Raw genomic sequence first — 20568 nt, 5'->3', positions numbered from 1 at the left:
AATTCAGTGAGCTCTCAATTGGTGCTCAAGTTAACTTAAATAAATGTAATGAAAGTGAGCTACAGCAGATTGAGATAACGAACGAGGGCTTAATTCGCCCAATAGTAAATCGTAACTTATGCCTAACCTCTGGACTCACTACAAAGCGGGGTCGAGGTGGCACATCCGATCACCAAATAAAAACGTTAACCTTACAACAATGCAGTGCTGAAAGAGCCCACTTTCAAGAATGGTCTGGTCGTAAAAATGAATAACACAACAAGGAAAAGGCAAAATCGAGTTAGCAGCCCAACCAAAAAAAGGGGCCTAGCGGCCCCGAACCAAAAGGTAAACAAAAATACTTACAAGAAGGGAGATGTTAACTGTCAGCAGCGGGATAACTGCTGAAGCCAACGAGTGAGTAGATTAAGCGATGCTTGCTGACGATAAGCTGACGTAGAACGCTGATCATCTATCGGTCGGATGATTTCGCGGTAACAGCCGACGACCTGGGCAACAAAGCTAGGGTTGGCCAGTGTTTCCAAAGATTGGCCGATAACCAAGGATTCCAGCTCGCGGCTGCGGACGACCGTTGGACCAACCGCACCAAAAGCAACCCGCCACTCTTCAAGCACGGGGGCTTTCTTGGGGTAGCGTTTGATACGGGCCAACCCAGCCACCGATAACTTGCTAAGGGCATTGGCAGCCCGCGTGCCGACCTTGTGGTAGAACTCTTCAGGCAGGTCATGCTGCGGGATCACAATATGGCTGAGCATTTCATCAGGCTTGAGGGCGGTCACCCTAGGCGCCAAGATGAAATCTTCCAATGGCATTTCTCTCTGTCCGCGTATCGATGACAGCACCACACGGGCATCAAGCACATACAAGGCAGGCAAAGAGTCAGCCGCTGGAGAAGCGTTACAGATATTGCCAGCTAGCGTGGCGCGGTTACGCAGTGCGGGCGCAGCTATTTTGGCAACACTCTGGCAAAGTACCGACGGTACCAACGGGTGCTGCTCGATATCCGCCAACACGACACCAGCCCCAATGTATAAAGCTTGCTCTTGACTGCTTTGCTCGCTGTGAACAGGCTTTCCAGGCGCAATATATTGCAGCTCTTCAATGGCATCGACGAACAGCACATCTTGCTCGAACCTTGGTGACATCCCTGCCCTGACGCCATGCTGTACCATCAAGTCCGTGCCGCCGGAAAATACTGTCAGCTTGCCCATCGACAGGGTATCCAATGCCTGCGCCAACGTTTCAGGCCGATAGACATTTACCATAAGCCTTCTCCTTTCTTGGCAGCAATCTTGGCTGCTTCGACTATCATGCCGTAACCAGTACAGCGACATAAGTTGCCGGATATCGCAGTGCGGATAACCTGCTCGGTTGGGTTAGGGTCGACTTCTAGCAAGGCATAGAGTGCCAACACCATACCTGGTGTGCAGAAGCCGCACTGTACACCTTTGGCCTCGAGCAACGCGTTGATCACACACTGGCCTTTTTCGGTCTGGCGCAATCCTTCCAAGGTCATCACATCACCGCCCTGTACCTGGCCGATAGGCATCATACAGGCGTTGACCAAGCGATTGTTGAACAGCACAGAGCACGCTCCGCACTCCCCTTCGCCGCAGCCTTCTTTGGTTGCGGTATGGTTCATGGTTCCGCGCAGGGTATGGAGCAAAGACTGCATTGGATCAACGTCGACAACGACAAGGTGACTGTTGAGATAAAATTCAATCTTCATACTTCAGCGCTCCCTTAGCCAAAGCCTCACATATCTTTTCCGGGGTTGCAGGAATGGACGACAAAGGCACACCAATGGCATTTTCAACTGCTGCGACAAAGGCTGCAGCCCCGCCGTTGTGGGTCAATTCACCACCACCTTTAGCTCCGTTCGGACCATAAGGGTATGGGTTGTCGACAAGATCGCTACCGATAGCCGGTACATCCAGTGCTGTTGGGATCACATAATCTGCCATTGAACGCTGGGCAAACACGCCATCTTGGGTCATCTCCAGCTTCTCGCAACTGCCATACCCTAGCGCCTGTACTAAACCGCCTTCGATCTGACCCCTGAATATGGTGCCATCGATAGCCTTGCCGATATCATACACCGCCCAGGCTCCGGAAATTTCCGCCTCGCCTGTCGCCATATCGACTTCAACCTCGACCACGTTAACGCCATAGCTGGTCGCCTGATAGGCATTGCCCTGGTAGGTATTTTGATCCCACTGATGATAATCAGGCTTACAGTAAACCTCTTCCAACTCCTGTTTTTCACCGGCAATCCATGATTTTTTCAGCTTTTTCGCTGCCTTTTCGAGGATATAACCAACGATCAAAATCGAACGAGAAGCAACTGTAGGGCCAGAATCTGGCACAATCCCAGTATCCGGCACGGCTATTTGGATATCATCCAGTGGCTTTTCAAGGGTATCTGCCACAATCTTGCGGAACGTCAGGCTCAAGCCTTGGCCGATATCAGTATTGGAAGCCAATATCTGGACCTTGTCTTCAGTATCCTTGAGCAGTTTGACCTTGGCTCTGACTAAGGTATCTTCCAAATCACCGGCAAAGCCACATCCATGCTGGAATACCGCAAGGCCGATCCCCTTACGTTTGCCCAAAAGATCGGTTTGGTTTTGGGCTTGGTTTAGATTTGGCAGGTTAAATTCGACGAATTTACGTTGATAGTCCGACATATCCAGCACTTTTTGCAGCATCTCGTCGAGAACCAAATCACCGAAAATTTCCGCTCCGGTCAAAGAGTGGGAATCAGAGGTAAGGAAGTGCTGCTGCTTGAACGCAACCGGATCGACTCCCAGCTTCTTGGCCACATGGTGGATATGGGTCTCCATACAGAAACAGTTCTGTGGCGAGCCAAAGCCACGAAATGCGCCAGTCGGCACCGTATTGGTCGCCCACGCATGGCCTTCAACCCTGACATTAGGAATGTCGTAAACATTGGTGGCAGTCGTGATTGAGCGCTGTAGCACAATGCCGGACAGGCTCAGGTAGGCACCGGCGTTGACATCGAACTTGATATCCATAGCAACTATCTTGCCATCGGCATCGATACCGGTTTTATAGTGAAAAGTGACAGGGTGACGCTTCGAGGTGGTCGCGATATCTTCCCCGCGCTCGAAAATGATTCGAATTGGCTTTTGCAGCTTCTCAACTGCGACTGCCAAGGGCGCTGCCAGCACATCAGGAAAGTCTTCCTTACCGCCGAATCCACCGCCGGTAGGACACTGGATTGCCCTAACATTGTCATGACCCAGCACAACAGCCATGGTGTGGTGGACATACCAAGGGCATTGCATCGACCCTTCCAGCACCACTTTGCCATCTTGTGGGTAGCAAACGGCACCTTGAGTCTCGAGATAGATATGCTCTTGATAGCCGGTCGAGCAGGTCTCTTCTATGATGGTAACTGCCTTGGCAAAACCTGCGTCGATATCCCCTTTGTGCAGCATATGGGTATCAAGCACGTTGTCATCGGCATGGATCGCGCCGTCTTTCAGCGCTTTGGATTGTTCAATCGTATAGGCAGGTTCCAGTGGCGCGTATTCGATGGCGATCTCGCCAAGCAGTTCGTCAACGACATCAGGATCAGGCCCGACAACCAAGAAGATCACCTGACCGACAAACCGTACTTCTTGCTCAGCGAAGGCTGGCCAGTCGATCTCAACGATCGGCAAAACATTTTGTCCAGGGACGTCATCTGCGCCGAAAATATGGTAGCCGTCAGGCAAGGTTGGAAGTGTTACCGATTTGATCCGCCCGCGAGGGCAAGAAGAGCGGTAAAACCGCCCTTCCAATAGTCCCTCGTAATGGCGATCGGCAATATATTTCGCAGCTCCTGTGGCTTCCTCCCACTTAAAGTGCGTATTTACCGTATCCATAACGGGTTCTCACATTAGTCCAATTTATCCATGGTTTGCCATAAACGCATCGCCACCTTGCGTGCCTCAGCGTAAATTGGAGCCACATCGAATGGGAACTCACGGTTTTCGTAAACGAAGCGACCTTCAACCACTACGCTGTTGACGTTACCGGCATTGAAACCAAAGGCGATATGGCCTGCTAGGTTATCTGCCACCAACGGTGTCGGGCTGGTGTAATCCAGTATGGTCAGATCAGCCTTGTTGCCGGCGTCTAGGCGACCGAATTTCGCACCAAAGTTACGGGCAAGAATTTCGTTACCGTTCCACAGGTGGCGCAGGAAGCTGTCTGGCCACAATGGGCCGCCCGCATCACGATGCTTGAAGAAGGCGAACTTGAGCTCTTCGAACATGTCTGCACCGATGCCATCAGTACCTAGTGCAACGTTCTGGAAGCGGGTCAGCTTGTCGTTGTAGCCCACGTTGTTGTTCATATTCGAACGGGCATTGTGGACCAAGAAACCGTTTTTGGCATTCAGGATGGCGATATCCTTTTCCGATAGAAACAAGCCGTGTGCCAACAGCGTTTTCTCGTTGATCAAGCCGAAGCTGTCCAAGCGCTCAACAATGTCCTGGCTGTAGTGATGGTGACTATGAGTCACATCGTAGCGATCTTCGGCTACATGAACATGGATCCCACGCCCGGTTGCCTGTACCGCTTCGGCCATCATCGACAACCCGTCATTGGTCACCGTAAACGGTGCGTGGGCACCGATATGGGCTTCTACCAAGTAAGGCTCTTCGCCGTTTTCCTTGGCACGGTCGATCAACTGGGCAAACGCGATGTTCTCTTCGACGCCAGCTACCATCTCTTTCATGCCGTGGTTACGGTCCGTGGTCTCGAAACAGGTCATGCCGCGCAGACCAGCTTTGAGGAACCCTTTACGCAGGGTATTGAGCGAGCCGGCGATGTAGTTCGGCGAGGCATGGTGGTCAATCACCGATGAACACCCGCACTTGATAGCTTCCAGCGAGCAGATCAAGCCGCTGTAGTACAAGGCTTCTTCGTCCAGCGCCCTGTCCATCCGCCACCACAGGTTCTTCAGTATCGAGATGAAGTCAGGACTTGGCTTGATATCAGCCATGATCCCGCGCGCCAACCCAGAGTAGAAGTGGTTGTGAGAGCAGACAATACCCGGCATCACCATTTTGCCCTTCATGTCTTTGACTTGGGCATCTGGGTAGTTGGCGGCCAAATTGGCACCAACTTCCTTGATTTTGTCGCCATCGATAACAATATCGACGCCTTCTTTGATCAGTGCAGGCTCAAACTGCACGGCTGTTGCGTTTCTGAGTACTAACATTCCCTGGCTCCTCACTAAACTTCTACTTTGCCAAGCAGGTAGCTGTGGTTAGCCATGACATAGTTAATAATCGTCGCTTCATCAGCGAGCGACTCTGGCATGTCCACATTGCCCTGCTCATTAATACGGAAGGAATAAATCTCACTGTGACTGCGTACCAGTACTTCATCACCTTCGACGAAGAAACCGGCATTGGTGCTGTTGGTAAAGTCTTCACGCAGGTTGAACAGCGTGAACTTGTCTTTGTACGGCTTGCTATCCCATGGGCAGAACTGGGCACAGTTACCACACTCGTTACAGTACGCATCAAGGTGTAGCGTCTGGAACTGGTCACGGAAGCCCGGAATTGGCAGCGAAATGTTGGCACGGTTCGGACAGACATCCACACACTTGCTACAGATGTAAGAACATTCCAGACAACGTTTTGCTTCCTGCTCGATGAACTCTTCGCGGTCGGCTTCTTCCAGCTTGTTGGCTTCAATCAGCTTGACCTGGATATCACCCTTACGGGCATATACCGCTTCTACTTTCACATCGGATTTTGCTTCAAGCTGCTCATCGGCCTGTGCTTCGCGGGCCAAGATAGTGGTTGCCGCCTTACGGCCTCCTGAAATGGCCGATACGATTGATGATGGACCCGTGTGGGCATCACCCATCAAGAACACATTCTCAACCGCCGTCTCACAGCTTTCACGGTCAACAACCGGCCAGCCGTCTTCACCCATTGGGATACCCATACGGGACAAGACATCGCAGTTGGACTGCTCACCAACAGCCGTGATCAAGGCATCAACCTTAAGATCAACAGTCATGTCTGTTGCAACTGGGCGGCGGCGGCCTTTCTCATCCGGTTCACCCAACTCCATCACACGGGCGGTCAGCTTGCCATCGGCATCGAACTGCTCAGGGTTGGTCAGGAACATGAACTGAACACCATCTTCCACTGCTTCTTCGTACTCTTCCTTGTAGGCTGGCATTTCTGCGATAGTACGGCGGTACAGGATGGTGACTTTCTCAACGCCATCAACTTTCAATGCGGCACGGGCGCTATCCATTGCGGTGTTACCGGCACCGACAACCACAACATGCTTGCCGAGCTTGAGCTCTTCGCCATCATTGAAGCTGCGCAGGAATTCCAGTGACTTGTAGATGTTGGTGTTATCACCCGCCAGTGAAATCGGATTGCCTTTGTCAGCACCTATACCCAAACAGACATACTTGAAGCCGCTCTGCTTAAGCACATCGATGGTTAGGTCTGGGTTGCAGCCGTATTCGATATTCACGCCGTGATCCCGAACAAACTGGATGTCGTGCTCAATCGCTTCGGCAGGAATACGGAACTGAGGAATAATGTTCTTCACTACCCCGCCAGCGTTTTTCTCTTTCTCAAACACTGTCACAGGGTGACCGGCACGTGCCATAAAGAAAGCCGCAGACAAACCGGCAGGACCTGCACCAATCACCGCCACAGGGTGCTTGGCTGTGTCTAGGCTTGGCTCATGCCACTTGGCTTTGTATTCATCCCAACCTTTGGCCAGTGCGATTTTCTTCATTTCACGGATGTTCAACGCACCTTCATAGTCACGGCGGGTACAGTTGTACTGGCATTGGTGATCACAAATATGGCCGGTGATAGAAGGCAAGGCGTTACGTGCATATATCACTTCCAGCGCTTCGGTGTACTTGTGCTCGCCCATCAGGCGGATGTACTCAGGAATGTCCTGGCTGATCGGACAAGCTGTGACACAAGGGGCAACATAGCAGTCTGTTAGCGGCACTGCTTTCTTCACGCTGATTTCTTCTGGGCCACGCCACTCTTTCTGGACGTAGTCGGCATCAAGCGATTTCGCAGCTAGCGCTTCAAGCTTGACCAAATCCACCTTGCCCATGCCCCACTCATCGCTGCCTTCTAACTCTTTGGCGCAATCTGACAAGCGAAGGTAACCACCGGGCTTGAGTAGATCCGTTGCCATGGTGATAGGACGGATACCCGCCTCGAAGATCTCTTTGATATTGAATTTGCTCGCACCGCCCGAGTAAGAGATAGGCAATGTGCCGTTGAATTCACGAGAGAGCTCCAACGCGACATTGATTGATAGCGGGAACAGAGCACGGCCAGACATATACATTTCTTTGTCAGGCAAACGGCCTTTCTTGTTGATAGTCCCCAAGGTGTTGGTCAGCTTGACACCGAAGCCAATGCCCTTTTCTTTACCCAAATCAACCAAGCGGTGCAGCATGGCTTTGGCATCATTGATTTGCAGGTCGTGGCTGAAGGACTCTTCGCTCAATGCCACATAGTCAAAGCCTGCATTGTCGAGGATGCCGCGTACCCGCTCGAAGCCCAATAGGGTTGGGTTCAGTTTAACGAAGGTATTGATACCCTTGTCTTCAATCATGTAACGACAGATAGCTTCGATTTCATGCGGAGGACAACCGTGCATGGTTGATAGGGTAACACCACGGGTCAGCTGGGCTGGGATCTCGTCGACCAACGCATTCAGGCGATCGACTCTTTCTTCTAGCTGATATTCGCGGATGAACTCAGGATCCTGGATAAAGGCTTTCAGCTCGCTGATGTAGGCGTGGAAACTTGGGTGCTCGCTGGAATCGAGCATATCGTGAATGTATTTCTGCATCGGCGGGGTTTGGATCCCTGACAGATCGTAACCGACACTCATGTTAAAGATGAAAGATTTTGCTTCGCCATCGGTTCTTGGCGCGAACACTTCTTCTAGCAAGTGAAGGGCAATCCACGCCTTGAGGTATTCGTCGTAGGCTTTTAGCAGGGTGAATTCTGTCGACCATTCTGTGTTGAAACACTCATCTTCAGCATCGATACACGGTTTGGCGATCTCCAACTGATCAAGCTTCTGGACGGTTTTAAGCTCCATGAAGCGGCCACCCGCCAGCCAAGAGGTAATGATGTTCTGAGCTAACTGGGTGTGAGGACCAGCCGCAGGACCAACAGGGGTTTCACAATACTCTCCCCAAACCGCCAGTGATTCTTTGCTCGCTTTGCGGTAGAACTGCTTCTCTGGAATACCGAAGATAGATTTGCTCTGCTTGTATTCACTAAACATTCGGTTAAGTAGCTCACCGAACGGAACGGGGCGCATGATATCTCCCATGATAGATCTCCTTGATGCTTTTCTTGTTCTTCTAGGCACATTTATATGCGCAATGTGTAGGGCTAAATAAGCTAAACACATAAGAGCAACTACTGAGCCAAACTTTTTCAGCACCATCAAAACCGGTGGATTTATTAATGAATTTCGTGAGCAAAGTCGAAAGTTGACCGCATTTTGTGACCGGTGACAAATACCCGAATTTATTTAAAACAAGAAAATAGCTGTTAAAAAAAAGAAATCATCAAACAATAAAACACCTCAAATGAGGATGATTATTGATTAGGAAAGAATTGCTATCATATTAATAAAAAGCTATCAGTTTGATATCAACTATTATGATAGATATTACCTGCCATGAGAAAATAAACATCTGATAAAAATAAAATGAAAAATGTGAGATAAATGTAATCTCGATATCAGATTGATAATAAGCCTATTATCAACTATCAAGTTGATAGCACTATTGTGACACTGCACACAACTCTTCATAAGCTTGCGGTGTGTCGACATCTAAATAAATTTCCTCGCAATCCAACCCCAAATATTTCACCGGATAGCGGAAGATAATCTTCTTCATCGACGAGTGAATATTGGCATTGAGCACCATGCTCTTCAAACGGCAGGGGATCAACACCGGATGACCGGGCCTTACGGCAGTACCAGGGAAGACGGTACAGCCGCCTCTCTCAAACCATACATCACGGAAGATATGCGGCGGCACACAAGGCATATCACCATGGGTAATAAAGAAAAAATCGCTCTCTACATGCCGGACTCCCTGCTGGATAGAGCTAAACATGCCTGCCTTGTAATCTTCGTTGACCACTATCTTTACTCTTGGATCATTTTTATATTTTTCAATAAGTTCTGCGCCACGATAGCCAACAACCAAAATTACCCGGCGGCAAAATGAGAGCGCATTTTCGATACTTGCATCAAGGATTGTGTACTGCTGGTAAGGTAGCATGAGTTTCCAGTCCCCCATCCTTGAAGACAGGCCTGCAGCAGGCATTACGCAGTCTAAGCGTTCGGGACGTAACGATTTATCCATCACTGAACATACTCCTTTAATGATAATTATGGTGGTCGTATGGTTAATAACACACAGACACGATTAATAGAGCAAACTCCAGACCAGTTTATCCTGTCAGAGTTATACCAATACCATTTAACTGCTGAAACTAACCCGTTGTTTATTACTCTAGTCGGTGGAGGCGGAAAAACATCAGCCGCCTTTTGGTTAGCTAGAAAATTCAAGCAATGGGGCCATGCGGTCTGTCTCACTACCACTACAAAAATGTATTTACCCGATGCAGATCAGGCTGACTATATTCTTCCTATAGATGCCATGTACTGCAATAAAAAAGAAAATGAAAAAAGAATAAAAGTACGTAATGATGCTTTAACACAAGATGCTTTTTGTTTTTATGATCCCACAATCACTTTTTGCTACAAATCGTTATTAACAGACCACTTGAAAACAGCAAGGTTGAAAGTATCTGGCTTATCTGAAAAAGAGATAAAAAAACTCGAAAATGACTTCCCCTTCACAGTTTTTATTATTGAAGGCGACGGCTCGCGTTCATTGCCAATAAAAGCCCCTCACGGGCATGAGCCTTGCATTCCGAGTTACTCGGATATGGTGATTGGTGTCACCGGCGCAGAGGCTATCAACCATAAGGCGATACCTGAACGCATCCACCGCTGGCCGGCTTTTTCAGCCCTAACACAGTGCCAACCCGGTGATGTGATTGATGCCGACGTATTACAACCGCTGATTTCTCACCCGCTGGGGTTATTCAAATCAAGCCCAAGAACAGCGAAACAGGTGTGGCTGATAAACAAAATGGATAAAGCCAATGATACCCAAGCAGTGAGCCAGATAGCAGAAGAGGTGCTGGTGAACAGCCCACAACTCGATACGGTTTGGCTGGCAGAAATGCAGACGGAAGCACCAATCAAGAAAGTCATTTTGAAGGAACAAGTAGCTAATGCCACTGAGTCATGCCACTGAATCATAGCAGCTACCTGACTTCGTCAGTACAGAGGTCATAGAACATGAATATCTTTGCCAAGGCAGCCCAACTCGAACAAGACAACGTCCCTTTTGCCCTTGCCAATATCATTGAAACCCGCGGCTCGGCCCCGCGCCATTCCGGCCAGATGATCGTCAAAGCCGATGGCAGCATCATCGGTACTGTGGGTGGCGGCATGATCGAACGGTACGTTATCGAACAAGCCTTGGAAGCCCTACAAGAAAGGAAACCCCGCGTCGTCAAAGGCCGGATGACCCGCAACGGCCCGGATGCTATGGGCATGGACTGCGGCGGTGCAATGACAGTGTTTGTCGATGTCTATGGCCTGCGCCCGAGCTTGATCCTCATCGGCGCTGGCCACGTCAACCGAGCTGTTGCCCAAGCAGCCCATGTACTGGGTTTCGATATCTCGGTAGCCGATGCGTATGCCGATAGCCTAGCTGAAGAATACTTCCCATTGGGTACCAAACGCCTGCTCGGCGATACCATGGAAGCGGCCATCGACCAGCTTGATATCAACAAAGACAGCTATGTGGTGATTGCCACCAACCACCAAGACCAAGATGCGATTTCCAAAGTGGTCGATTGCGAAACCCGCTATACCGGCCTGATGGCTAGCCGCCGCAAGGTACAAACCCTGTTTACCCACCTGCGCCAAAGCGGGGTGGATGAAGTCAGGATCCAGAATATCCATTCCCCAATCGGCTTCAATATCGGTGCCGAAACCCCTGAAGAAATCGCCATCAGTATCATGGCGGAAATTCTCAAGGTGAAACATGAATCGGCTGGCGGCCAAATGAAAGATGACACCCGCCTAAACCAGAACAAACTGGTGTTGGTTCGGGGTGCTGGGGATATGGCCACCGGTGTTGCTGTCCGCCTGTTCAATGCCGGCTACAAAGTCGTTATGACGGATATTGCCAAGCCCACCATGATCCGCTGCAGCGTGTCATTCGGCCAGTGCCTGTATGGCGAACCGGTTGAAGTGGAGGGGATCACCGCCTGCAAAGCCAATAACAAAGATGAAGTGTTCGACATTCTTGACCGCAACCAGATCCCGGTTGTGGTCGATGAAGATTGCAGCTACGCAGGTACGCTGAAGCCAACCTTCCTCGTTGATGCCATTTTGGCCAAGCACAATGTCGGCACCCAGAAAGACATGGCCCCCGTCACTATTGCTCTCGGTCCAGGTTTTACCGCAGGCAAAGACTGCGATGCGGTGATCGAAACCAACCGTGGCCACCATTTGGGACGGGTTATCTACCAAGGTGCGACAGAGCCAAATACCGGGGTACCGGGCAACATTGCCGGCTATACCCACCAGCGGGTATTACGAGCCCCATGCGCCGGCGTCATGCACAGCCACGTCAAACTGGGCGACATTGTCGCTGAGGGGGATGTGATTGCCCACATCGGTGATAGTCCTGTCGTAGCGCCTCTTGGCGGTATGGTACGCGGATTACTGAACAACGGCCTCACCGTTCGCGAAGGCTTCAAGATTGGCGATATCGACCCACGCGGCGAGGAAGCGGACTACACCACGGTGTCTGACAAGGCGCGGGCGATAGGCGGCAGTGTGCTCGAAGCCATGTTACACCTGGAGCAACACAGAATGAGTTAAACCAACTCCCCCCAACCGCTTCTAATAGGGTAATTCGAAGCGGTGGTGGGACAGATACAGTCAGGCTTGAGGGATTCAAGCCTGACAAATTTACCAGCCTAGATTTCCCCCACCAGCATTCGCTGTTTATGAGGCTAACCGACAGGCTGGGTATTACGACAGGAAGAGATCAAATTATGAAAACTAGAGGCTATTTCCATCATTTTGTTACCTCCTTTGTACTGATGTGCGCTGCAGCACTTACTGTCAAAGGCTTCTTCTTACCTGAACACACCGGATTGCTGCTCAGCGATACCGGTATCGTCCCAGCTATGTATGTCGAGCCCATTGCTTTCGCCATCCCATTGGCGCTCGGTATCAGTGCCCTCACGGCTTACTTGGGCATTACCACCCTACTCCCTGTTGTTGCAGGCTTCGGTATCCACATTGCCCTGTCGGGTCTGGCGCTATATCAAGGCTTACATTTTGATTGCGGTTGCTACCTGCCTGGCTCAGTGCAATCAGACGTCTATAGCACTTTAGAGCCTCAGTTTCTCATCATGCTGCTCGTGCTTCTCGTTTCAGCAGCGCTTTATTACTTCAACAATTTGGCTACCCACCGGCCTGTCACACCGGCCGTGTGATGGGGCGTAATAGCTATTTTTCATAAGGATACGATCATGATAATGAACAAAGCCGGGCGCAGTTTTTGGCTCAATCTTTTTATTCTTGCCAGTGCATTGCTAATCCTGCCGTTTAGTGCGAATGCTGCCTTGTTTGGCGGCAAGTTCAAAGCCGAGGTTGAAACCGAGCAAGTCGCGATCAAGCTCCATAACGATACCCTTGCCGGCGGCTACCAGCTTATCGACACCAACGGGCTTAAGACAATGATCGAGCAAGATAGCAATGTGATGATTGTCGACGCCATGCCGTTCAAAGACAGCTACAAGAAAGAGCATATCCCTAGCGCCAAACAGTTCGAGTTCCCTATTCCGGATATGCCTGAATGGGACGCTGCCTTAACCGACCAGCAATCTATCGAGGACTTCAGCAAGCTTTTAGGCGAAGACAAAGATAAAACCTTGGTCTTTTACTGCGGGTTCGTGAAATGTGGTCGTAGCCATAACGCAGCAGCTTGGGCAGTGAAACTGGGTTACACCAATGTCTACCGTTACCCTGGCGGTATCTTTGCGTGGAAAGGTGCAGGCTTTAAAACCAGTTCTCTATAGAACCAGTTCACTTTAGATCTGTTCACTAGAACTGCTAACTAAAATCCATTAACAGCAAAACTAAAAGGCTGAATCTTAATTAGGATTCAGCCTTTCCATTTAGATGGAAGCTTGTCTTATTGGGCCTTCATAGCCAAGCGTTTAGCCGCCGCACTATGGCGTGCCATCAGATCATCGAGATCAACACCTTGTACACGGCCATCCACTACCCGCCACTTACCAGCGACCATTACCTTATCGGCCTGTTGAGCGCCACAAAGCAATAAGGCGGCTAATGGGTCATGGCTGCCGGAGAAACGGATATCGTTAAGCTTGAACATCGCGATATCAGCCTGCATCCCCGCTTCAATCTTACCGATATCATTGCGCCCCATCGCAGCCGCCGAACCTGCGGTTGCCCAGCGCAGGGCATCATAATGTGTCACCTCGGCAGAGCCATAACGCAAGCGCTGCAGGTACATGGCCATACGTACTTCAGCAATCATATTGGAACCGTCATTGGACGCAGAGCCATCAACACCGAGCCCAACTTTGGCACCGGCTGCTTCTAGCTCTTTATTACGACATATCCCCGAGGCCAGCATCATATTCGATGTTGGGCAGTGGCAGATCCCCACCTGTGCCTGCCCGAGCCGACGTATTTCCTCGTCATTGAAGTGAATACCGTGGGCCAGCCAAGTCCTTTCGTGAAGCCAACCGACTTCTTCAAGGTAATCCACCGGACGATATCCAAACCGCTCAAGACAGAAATGCTCTTCATCCTTGGTTTCGCATAAATGAGTATGCAGCATCACCCCATGCTGGCGGGCTATCTTTGCGGTCTCTTTCATCAGCTCGGTCGTCACTGAGAATGGCGAGCAAGGTGCCAGTGCAACCTGCACCATGGCGCCGTCATCCGCTTGGTGGTATTCACGGATCAGACGCAGGCTATCGTCAATAATCGCGTCTTCGTGCTGAATGGTATGTTGCGGTGGCAAGCCTCCCTGCTCTTCCCCCAGGCTCATCGAACCACGGGTGAGTATCGCCCGGATACCCAGTTGCTGCGCTGCATCAACCTGGATATCGATGGCATTTTCCAGCCCGAGTGGCAATAGGTAATGATGGTCTGAGGCGGTGGTGCAGCCTGACATCATCATCTCGACCAAAGCCAGCTCGGTCGCCACCCGCATCATCTCCTCATCCAGCCCCGCCCAGACCGGATAGAGGCTTTTGAGCCAGAGGAACAATTCTTTGTTGAGCGCACCGGGGTAAGCGCGAGTCAGTGTTTGATAAAAATGATGGTGGGCATTGATAAGCCCTGGGGTGACAACATGCTGACTGGCATCAACAGTAACGTCTATCGGTGCGGAAGGCCGCTCACCTAGAGCGAGGGTTTCGAGAATTCGGTTACCTTGAATAACGATACCGCCTTGCGCATTTTGCTTTGCACCATCATCTTTCATGGTGGCGGTAAAAATTGCGAGAGGATCTTTAATCCACGTTGTTTCCATCCATAGTTTTCCTTAGCCTTCGCAACCATTTCAGGGGAGAAGGACTTTGTTTAAGTTGTTATTGAACACAAAAAACATCTTTGAAAAATCGTCTTTATATTGCCGCTTTACTCATTCAAAGAACAAGCAAAGGCAATGCAAAGACGTTACCAATTCCACGAAACGCCTCCAAGATACTGATAAATCAATACTCCCAAGCTATCAAACTTGACCCAAGCAGCTCTCATTACCAAATTGAGACTATCAAAATGATACCTCTGGCAAATAAATGAAAATAAGTCTTATTTATCAACACAATAAAGAAATCTGATTTTTGATGCCCCTCTCAGCGAGCAACAAGTTGCTCACTAACACGACAAACTTTCCCCCTTGAGTTCACACTTTTGCCTGACAAATCAGACATGCGCTTTTTTGTGGCCTGATTAATGCCTTTATAGCTGGGTCGAAGTCACTATGAAATATCGCTAATTCACTATCAATTTCGCGTAATTTCGTAGTTTGTCATCCTCGATGCAGCAATTTATTTAGCACATTGTTTGTCATTGGTAGATCGTCGTCGCCAATGTAAGAGGGAGTGTTTAATGACGCGTTTCAATCACGTAGGCCACAGCCTACCCCGCGTAGACGGCCAAGCCAAAGTAACCGGTACGGCCATATATGGAGATGATATTACAATGCCCGGCATGCTGTATGGTGTGTGTCGCTATACCGATATCCCGGCGGGCAAAATCCTTGGCATAGACACATCTGAAGCTGACGCCATCGAAGGCGTAGTACGGATAGCCACATTCAAAGATATCCCCGGAGACCCTGCAACAGGGGTTATCATTCGAGATTACCACCCGATATGTGATGAACTGGTTCGCTACAGCGGCGATGTTGTTGCTATCGTTGCCGCTGAAAGTTATGAAGCGGCTTGCCTGGCAGCCGATAAAATCAAAATCGACTACCAGCCCTTTACCCCAATCGGCAATGTGCATGACGCACTGGCCGATGGTGCACGCCTGATCCACCCCGAAACCGGCTCCAATGTCGTCAACCGCCACCATACCGACAAAGGTGACGCCGAAACAGCCATTGCCAATGCCGATATCGTACTTGAGCATACGTATCAGGTCGGCTTCCAGGAACACGCCTATATTGAGCCGGAATCTGTCACGGCCTATATCGATCCCACCTCGCGTGACTTAGTGATCACCGGCTCGATTCAGAACCCCCATCGGGTTCGCGGCTTTGTTGCCAGTTTCATGGCCATCGACCAAGCCAAGGTCAATGTGAAACGTTCGGTTATGGGCGGCTCATTCGGTGGGAAAGATGACGGTATTGACCACCTCTCTTGCCGAGCGGCATTGCTCGCTTCTATCACCGGTCGGCCGGTGAAATTTTCCTATACCCGCGAGCAGTCAATCATCGAAAGCACCAAGCGCCATCCCTATTATATGAACTACAAGGTCGGGGTCAGCAAGGACGGCAAGATCCAAGGCATGAAGGTCGATATTCTGGCCGATGCTGGTGCCTATGCCGCCTGTACCCCTTTCGTCACATGGCGCTCAGTGGTTCAGGCAGCTGGTCCCTATGATATCGAGCACGTTCGGGTCGATATCAAAGGCGTTTACACCAACAACAGTATGTCCGGTGCGATGCGGGGGTTTGGCTCACCGCAAATTATCTTTGCCAATGAATCCTTGATGGATGAGATAGCCAAAGCCTGCGAGCTAGACCCGGTTCAGGTCAGGGAGCGTAACGCCCTGCGTCAGGGCAGCCGAAGTATTACCAATCAGGTATTTGATAACCACAATGTCTCAGCGATTGAGGTGCTGGACAAGGCGACCCAGCGCAGTGAGTTCCAGGCCAAGCGAGAGCACTATGCCGAGTTGAATGCCAAGCCCGACCATATCAAATACGGCATCGGCCTGGCGTTAAGTTATCGTGGGTGCTCGATGGGGGCTGAAGGGGTTGATACCTCCAGTGCCTTGGTAACCGTCAACAGCGACGGTAGCGTCAATGTCTCGACCGGTGTGTGTGAGAACGGCCAAGGGCTGCAAACTACCATGGCAACGATTGCCGCCGAAGTACTCGGCTTACCGGTAACCAAAGTCACATTTATCGAGCCACCTACCTCCCTGATTGCTGATGGCGGCCCAACTGTCGCATCAAGGGCGACCGTTACCGGTGGCAACGCAGTCAAAGACGGTGCCGAGCAAATCAAGCAGCGCATTTTCGAGGTGATCAAAGAGCAGCTATGTGTTACCAGCCTCGATGACACCCTCTGGGCCCATGGCGAAATCTGTAACCGCCACGCACCAGATAAATCCATCAGCTTTGCCGAAGCGGCCAATGCCACCAAATGGGCGGGGGTTAACTTGGCAGCCTACGGATGGTTCGACCAACCGGCAATCCACTGGGATGAAGAAAAAGGCACTGGCTCACCTTATTTCACCTGGGTGTACGGCTGCCAAATCGTCGACCTGAAAGTTGATACCAGTACCGGTAAAATCAACCTTCTCGATATTACTGCTGTCCACGATGTCGGCCAAGTTATCAACCAAATTGGTTATGAAGGGCAAGTCGCCGGCGGGATCGCCCAAGGTGTCGGCCTTGGCATGCTGGAAGACTACAACATCGAGCACGGCCAAGTGAAATCGGAAAACCTCGACAGCTACTTGCTGCCAACGATTAAAGACATTCCTTCGCTTTCTATCCACGCGGTGGAAAATATCGACAATGGCGGGCCTTTTGGTGCCAAGAGTATCGGCGAACCTGCTGCAGAGCTTGCCGCCGCGGCAATTACCAATGCGGTCGCCTTTGCTACCGGGACACGCCATCGCCAACTGCCGCTCACCCTCGAACAGGTTGTGCTGGGCTATAACCTCAAAAAGCCAGCCCGCCAAAGTGAATTGCTCCATGCCTCAGCCGAGAAAAAGCAGACCCTCCGGCTCAATGGCTTCTCGGTGAAAAATCCAGGGTCACTGGCAGCGGCGCTTGAGTTGCTAGCTGACGGCAGTGCCATGCCTTTGGCTGGCGGTACTGATGTGATTGTCCAAGGCCGGTTACAGAACGAACCTCGCACCTTGGTCAACATTGCCAAACTGCCAGAGCTTTGCCAGATAGAGCGCTGCGGTAACGAGTGGCATATCGGCTCGGGAGTGTGTTTCAACCACCTAACCGAACACCCAGACATTAAGCAGCTCTACCCCTTGCTGGCTGAGGCGTGCCATACCATAGGCTCGCACCAAATCCGCAACCGGGCTACCGTTGGGGGCAACATCGTCAACGCGGCGCCATGCGCTGATTCCGTTCCGCCACTGGTTATCTACGATGCCAAAGTAGTACTAAAAAATAAGGCAGGGATGAGAGAACTGCCAATCAGCGAGTTCATCACTGGCGGCTACCGCACCGAGCTACAGCCCGGAGAGTTGCTGACCAAAGTGATCTTGCCAATACCGTCCTCAAAGACTGGCTGCATCCAGCAATACCGTCAGCTCGGCAGGCGTAATGCACTGAATATCACTCGCTTGAGCCTCAGCTGCCTGATGGAGCGAGATGACAGCGGGGTGATAACCCACTGCCGTTTGGTGGACGGTGCACTATTTAGCAAACCGCAACGACTACAACCGGTTGAACAAACCCTGCTCGGCCACCCCTTAAACAACGAGAACATCGAGAAAGCCTGCCAAGAGCTCGAAGCGATGATCGACAAGGCCATTGGTGGCCGTTGGTCTGCCGCCTACAAACAACCGGTTTATCTCAATATGTTCCGTGATCTTATGAACGATATTCGATATCAGCAGTTCCATCAGCCACTACAAGGTCAGCCACTACAAGGAGAAGTGCAATGAGCCTGCTTGCTGAAAACCTGATCCCATTGTCACTCTGCGTTAACGGTCGCCCTTACCAGTTGTCTGTCACAGGCAACACCCGCTTGCTTGACTTGCTTCGCCAAGATCTCGGGCTAACGGGAACCAAAGAAGGCTGTGCCGTAGGCGAATGTGGCGCCTGCACCGTTGTGATGGATAGCGAGGCTGTATGTTCGTGCATGATCTTGGCCGCCCAATGCCAAGACAGCCAAATCGTGACCATCGAAGGGCTAAAGGACGACCCATTAGCCCAGCAACTACAGCAATCCTTTATCAAGCGTGGCGGAGTGCAATGTGGCTTTTGCACTCCCGGCGTCCTGATGAGTACCTGGGCCTTGCTGAAGAAATATCAACGCCCAAGCCAACAGAAGGTCTTGGATGCCTTAGAGGGCAACCTGTGCCGCTGTACGGGCTATCAACCCATCCTGAATGCCATCAATGCTGTCATTGAAGACATCACCCCGTAAGTCTTTCTCCCCTGCCTAATCAGCAGGGGAGCTTTTTTATCCAAGATTACGTGTACTTGTATATAAGGATTGAACAATGCAGTTACTCTACCAACTCAATGAGAAGCCCCCCAAGGGGGTCACCTTCTTCCTCGCCCTGCAACATATGCTGGCCTCCATCGGGGGTATCGTCGCGGTACCCTTGATTGTCGGTGGCGCGATTGGCCTGCCCGAGCCGGATATCGTCACCCTTATCAGCGCCTCCCTGTTTGTCTCTGGCCTTGCCACCATCGTCCAGTGCCTCGGCGTTGGCCCGGTTGGGATCAGGCTGCCGGTGGTGATGGGATCCAGCTTTGCCTTTCTCGGTGCCCTGATCGCCATCGGCAAGACTGAAGGCATGTCGACCATCCTCGGGGCTGCTTTCGTCGGTTCATTTTTTGTCATCCTCGCCAGCTTTTACATGGATCAGATCCGCAAGCTGTTCCCCAATCTGGTCAGCGGCGTCGTGGTTACCCTGATCGGCCTGACTATCCTCCCTGTCGCAATGAACTGGATAGGAGACGCCCCTCCCGGTGATCCCAGCTTTGCCTCACTGCCCAAAGTGTTCCTGGCTGCGGCCTCTCTCGCTGTCGTCATCGGCGTGTCGGTGTTCTGCCGGGGCGCGATTGCCGCCTCGGCTATCGTCATCGGCTTGGCCGCGGGGTATGTCATGGCAATTCCGCTAGGCATGGTTGACCTGACCCAGCTCTACGAAGCCAACTGGGTGGCGGCTCCTGAACCCCTAAAATACGGCCTGACCTTCTCGCTCCCGGCGATTATTAGCATTACCTTGGTGTACCTCGTGGTGGTTGCCGAAGCCACCGGGGATTTCATGGCGCTGGGCAGCAACTGCCATGTCGAAGTGTCCGGGAAAGATCTCAAGCGCGGTTTGCTGGGTGACGGCCTTGGCAGTACCTTCGGTGCCATGTTCTCTGCCATGCCGGTGGCGAGCTTTAGCCAGAATGTCGGGATCGTTGGGATCAGTGGTGTCGCCAGTCGCTATGTGGTCGCGCTGACTGGCTGCTTGCTCGTAGCGGGAGGCCTATTCCCCAAACTGGCGGCATTGGCGGTTACTGTTCCTAAACCCGTACTTGGCGGCGTCGGCTTCGTCATGTTCGGCATGATTGCCTATGCCGGGATCCGAATGTTGCTAAAAGCCGCCGATTCACGCCGTAATGCACTGGTAGTTTGTGTGGGGCTCGCATCAGGAATGGCCGTCACCCTCGAGCCAAACTTGCTCCAGCACTTTCCTGATTCGCTAAAAACAGTTTTCCACTCAGGGATCACCACAGGCACCTTGGCCACTATCGTACTGAACCAGTTGCTTCCCAAGAGTAAAAAAAGCACCGAACATGCCCAAATAACAGCGAAAAGCATTTTAATCAAACCGGATAAACGCGCTGCACGTTTAGTGGCTGCAAAAGCGCGCCGTGCCGAACAACTTGCTGCCTCAAAGTAGCTAACAGCCTGCTTTTAACGTTAATTGGTTAACAATAGGCTCTCGAAC

At 51.2% G+C, this 20568-nt stretch carries 14 protein-coding genes; 7 read left to right on the top strand and 7 right to left on the bottom strand.

All coding sequences use genetic code 11. The features are described from left to right. Nucleotides 1–365: 365 nt before the first annotated feature. The 6 genes from ACXAGQ_RS13150 to mocA form a co-directional block, all read right to left on the bottom strand. Nucleotides 366–1265 carry an FAD binding domain-containing protein gene (locus tag ACXAGQ_RS13150; protein WP_475254301.1) on the bottom strand — a complete coding sequence of 300 codons (900 nt, stop codon included), beginning with the start codon at nucleotides 1263–1265 and terminating at the stop codon, nucleotides 366–368. After that, nucleotides 1259–1729 carry a (2Fe-2S)-binding protein gene (locus ACXAGQ_RS13145; protein WP_475241675.1) on the bottom strand — a complete coding sequence of 157 codons (471 nt, stop codon included), beginning with the start codon at nucleotides 1727–1729 and terminating at the stop codon, nucleotides 1259–1261. Before ACXAGQ_RS13145 ends, ACXAGQ_RS13150 begins: the two co-directional genes overlap by 7 nt. Next, a complete protein-coding gene (locus ACXAGQ_RS13140) occupies nucleotides 1719–3890 on the bottom strand; it encodes a xanthine dehydrogenase family protein molybdopterin-binding subunit (RefSeq protein WP_475254299.1) in 2172 nt (723 codons plus the stop codon). The genes ACXAGQ_RS13145 and ACXAGQ_RS13140 overlap by 11 nt, the downstream gene beginning before the upstream one ends. 14 nt (nucleotides 3891–3904) lie before the next feature. Further along, entirely contained in the window at nucleotides 3905–5233 is a 1329-nt protein-coding gene (gene ssnA / locus ACXAGQ_RS13135) for a putative aminohydrolase SsnA (protein WP_475254297.1), read from the bottom strand. A 14-nt stretch (nucleotides 5234–5247) separates the two neighbouring features. Further along, complete coding sequence (gene ygfK, locus ACXAGQ_RS13130) at nucleotides 5248–8364, bottom strand: putative selenate reductase subunit YgfK (RefSeq protein WP_475254295.1); 3117 nt, start codon at nucleotides 8362–8364, stop codon at nucleotides 5248–5250. A gap of 460 nt (nucleotides 8365–8824) precedes the next feature. Next, the gene (gene mocA, locus ACXAGQ_RS13125; protein ID WP_475254294.1) at nucleotides 8825–9415 is read right to left on the bottom strand and encodes a molybdenum cofactor cytidylyltransferase; all 591 of its coding nucleotides are present in this window, start codon (nucleotides 9413–9415) and stop codon (nucleotides 8825–8827) included. A 39-nt stretch (nucleotides 9416–9454) separates the two neighbouring features. Here mocA and yqeC point away from each other — a divergent pair, with 39 nt between their 5' ends. From yqeC to ACXAGQ_RS13105, 4 genes are all read left to right on the top strand, one after another. Next, a complete protein-coding gene (gene yqeC, locus ACXAGQ_RS13120; RefSeq protein ID WP_475254293.1) occupies nucleotides 9455–10378 on the top strand; it encodes a selenium cofactor biosynthesis protein YqeC in 924 nt (307 codons plus the stop codon). A 44-nt stretch (nucleotides 10379–10422) separates the two neighbouring features. Next, a complete protein-coding gene (yqeB, locus tag ACXAGQ_RS13115; RefSeq protein ID WP_475254291.1) occupies nucleotides 10423–12021 on the top strand; it encodes a selenium-dependent molybdenum cofactor biosynthesis protein YqeB in 1599 nt (532 codons plus the stop codon). 176 nt (nucleotides 12022–12197) lie between these two features. Beyond that, entirely contained in the window at nucleotides 12198–12644 is a 447-nt protein-coding gene (locus tag ACXAGQ_RS13110) for a MauE/DoxX family redox-associated membrane protein (RefSeq protein ID WP_475254289.1), read from the top strand. Between the two features lie 36 nt (nucleotides 12645–12680). Beyond that, entirely contained in the window at nucleotides 12681–13229 is a 549-nt protein-coding gene (locus ACXAGQ_RS13105; RefSeq protein WP_475254288.1) for a rhodanese-like domain-containing protein, read from the top strand. A 116-nt stretch (nucleotides 13230–13345) separates the two neighbouring features. Here ACXAGQ_RS13105 and ACXAGQ_RS13100 read toward each other — a convergent pair whose 3' ends face one another. After that, entirely contained in the window at nucleotides 13346–14719 is a 1374-nt protein-coding gene (locus ACXAGQ_RS13100; protein WP_475254287.1) for an 8-oxoguanine deaminase, read from the bottom strand. Between the two features lie 581 nt (nucleotides 14720–15300). On the opposite strand from ACXAGQ_RS13100, the gene ACXAGQ_RS13095 reads away from it, so the two are divergent. The 3 genes from ACXAGQ_RS13095 (at nucleotide 15301) to ACXAGQ_RS13085 (ending at nucleotide 20520) form a co-directional block, all read left to right on the top strand. Beyond that, nucleotides 15301–18558, top strand: a complete 3258-nt coding sequence (locus tag ACXAGQ_RS13095) for a molybdopterin cofactor-binding domain-containing protein (RefSeq protein ID WP_475254286.1) — start codon at nucleotides 15301–15303, stop codon at nucleotides 18556–18558. Then, on the top strand, nucleotides 18555–19043 hold the full coding sequence (locus ACXAGQ_RS13090) for a (2Fe-2S)-binding protein (RefSeq protein ID WP_475254285.1): 489 nt from the start codon (nucleotides 18555–18557) through the stop codon (nucleotides 19041–19043). The genes ACXAGQ_RS13095 and ACXAGQ_RS13090 overlap by 4 nt, the downstream gene beginning before the upstream one ends. A gap of 76 nt (nucleotides 19044–19119) precedes the next feature. After that, nucleotides 19120–20520: a nucleobase:cation symporter-2 family protein gene (locus tag ACXAGQ_RS13085; RefSeq protein WP_475254283.1), complete on the top strand. Its 1401-nt coding sequence runs from the start codon at nucleotides 19120–19122 to the stop codon at nucleotides 20518–20520. Nucleotides 20521–20568 lie beyond the last annotated feature (48 nt).

The sequence above is a fragment of the Photobacterium sp. ABD4_091 genome, from assembly GCF_056160145.1.
The sequence above is the reverse complement of the archived record's forward strand: the minus strand, read 5'-3'. Positions and strand labels throughout refer to the sequence as shown.

What these genes read in the sequence shown, in the direction of transcription:
- ACXAGQ_RS13150 (WP_475254301.1), bottom strand. Translation starts at nt 1,265, where the DNA reads ATGGTAAATGTCTATCGGCCTGAAACGTTGGCGCAGGCATTGGATACC.
- ACXAGQ_RS13145 (WP_475241675.1), bottom strand. Translation starts at nt 1,729, where the DNA reads ATGAAGATTGAATTTTATCTCAACAGTCACCTTGTCGTTGTCGACGTT.
- ACXAGQ_RS13140 (WP_475254299.1), bottom strand. Translation starts at nt 3,890, where the DNA reads ATGGATACGGTAAATACGCACTTTAAGTGGGAGGAAGCCACAGGAGCT.
- ssnA (WP_475254297.1), bottom strand. Translation starts at nt 5,233, where the DNA reads ATGTTAGTACTCAGAAACGCAACAGCCGTGCAGTTTGAGCCTGCACTG.
- ygfK (WP_475254295.1), bottom strand. Translation starts at nt 8,364, where the DNA reads ATGGGAGATATCATGCGCCCCGTTCCGTTCGGTGAGCTACTTAACCGA.
- mocA (WP_475254294.1), bottom strand. Translation starts at nt 9,415, where the DNA reads ATGGATAAATCGTTACGTCCCGAACGCTTAGACTGCGTAATGCCTGCT.
- yqeC (WP_475254293.1), top strand. Translation starts at nt 9,455, where the DNA reads ATGGTTAATAACACACAGACACGATTAATAGAGCAAACTCCAGACCAG.
- yqeB (WP_475254291.1), top strand. Translation starts at nt 10,423, where the DNA reads ATGAATATCTTTGCCAAGGCAGCCCAACTCGAACAAGACAACGTCCCT.
- ACXAGQ_RS13110 (WP_475254289.1), top strand. Translation starts at nt 12,198, where the DNA reads ATGAAAACTAGAGGCTATTTCCATCATTTTGTTACCTCCTTTGTACTG.
- ACXAGQ_RS13105 (WP_475254288.1), top strand. Translation starts at nt 12,681, where the DNA reads ATGATAATGAACAAAGCCGGGCGCAGTTTTTGGCTCAATCTTTTTATT.
- ACXAGQ_RS13100 (WP_475254287.1), bottom strand. Translation starts at nt 14,719, where the DNA reads ATGGAAACAACGTGGATTAAAGATCCTCTCGCAATTTTTACCGCCACC.
- ACXAGQ_RS13095 (WP_475254286.1), top strand. Translation starts at nt 15,301, where the DNA reads ATGACGCGTTTCAATCACGTAGGCCACAGCCTACCCCGCGTAGACGGC.
- ACXAGQ_RS13090 (WP_475254285.1), top strand. Translation starts at nt 18,555, where the DNA reads ATGAGCCTGCTTGCTGAAAACCTGATCCCATTGTCACTCTGCGTTAAC.
- ACXAGQ_RS13085 (WP_475254283.1), top strand. Translation starts at nt 19,120, where the DNA reads ATGCAGTTACTCTACCAACTCAATGAGAAGCCCCCCAAGGGGGTCACC.